Source organism: Corallococcus llansteffanensis, assembly GCF_003612055.1.
GTDB lineage: Bacteria > Myxococcota > Myxococcia > Myxococcales > Myxococcaceae > Corallococcus > Corallococcus llansteffanensis.
Window position 1 is genome coordinate 1 of record NZ_RAWB01001035.1, and the last position, 1,270, is coordinate 1,270.

The following is a 1,270-nucleotide window of genomic DNA, read 5'->3' on the forward strand; positions in this document are numbered from 1 at the left end:
ACATGCCCCACCTGCGGAGCAATCCCAGACGGGTGCACGCATTGGCCCGCCCGGCCCTGCACGCGGCGTCCAGCCGCGCCACGGGGTCCAGCACGGTCGCGGTCGCCATCGGCACCACCCGCCGCGCCGGCTTCACCCGCGCCGGGTCGAGTCGCAGCGACTCCAGCACCGACTGCTTCGGCTCCGGACGCGGCTCCGGACGCGGCTCCGGCAGGTTCAATCGCAGCGAGTCCAGCACCGACTGCTTCGGCTCCGGGCGGGGTGCCCCTTCCGGCGTGAGCCCCAACATGCGCCGCATCGCCTCGCAGCCCTCGGGGACCTCGTTGTCGCACGCGTGCTTGTAGAACACCGTCGCGCGGCCGGGGTTCTGCTTCACGGAGCCACCCTTCTCGTACGCCACCCCCATCAGGTAGCACGCCATCCCCTTCACCTCGCCCGTCCCGGGAGCGTCACACATCCCGCGGATCTTCGCGAGCTTCGCGCCGTCCTCGGCCGAGGGAGCCGGCTCCGGCGTCGCGGTCACCGCCGCGCTCCCGGGAAGCGCGGCGCGCTCGCATGCCGTCTTCGAGCCCAGGTCGCACGCCTGACGGAAGTAGCTCACCGCGAGCTCCGGATCCTTGCGCACGCGCGAGCCGTCCTGGAACTCGTTGGCCATCGTGAGGCACGCGCTCACCACCTCCGCGTTGCAGGCCTTCACCAGCAGGTCCATCCCGCCGGCCACATCCTGCGTGAGCCCGAAGGCCCCCATCAGCTTCAACACGCCCAGGTTGTTGCACGACAGGCCGTCGCTGTGGATGCACCCGAGCTGGAAGAAGTGCACCGCCTGGTCCTGGCGCTTCTCCACCCCGCGCCCCTCGCCATACAGCAGCGCGAGCCGTCCGCAGCCCTCCCCGACGTTCTGCTCACACGCCTGCTGGTACAGCTTCGCCGCGCCCGCTTCGTCCTTCGCGACGCCCCGGCCCTCCTCCTTCAGCTGCCCCAGCCCCACGCAGCTCCTCGTGTCTCCGCCGTTGCAGCCCAGTTCGTACAGCGTCGCCGCCCTCGCCTCGTCCTTCGGGAGGCCGTCCCCCTTCAGGTGGCGCCCGGCGCGGTTGAAGCACGCCTCCACCCGGGTCCCTCCGCACGTCCGCAGGTACAGCGTGGAGAGCTGCTCCTCGGCCTCCGACTTCGCTGCCTCCTCGGAGGACGAATGGGCACACGCCACGAGCATTGCGAGGGCTGGCAAAGCCAGCCACGCGAAGAGGGATTTCACTGAGGGCATGGCTCATCC

1 protein-coding gene is annotated in these 1,270 nt (G+C 70.8%); it reads right to left on the minus strand.

What is annotated here, in order from left to right:
- Positions 1-1,261 (minus strand): SEL1-like repeat protein (locus D7V93_RS43110; protein WP_147451687.1); only part of this gene is annotated, 1,261 nt, incomplete at its 3' end.
- Positions 1,262-1,270 lie beyond the last annotated feature (9 nt).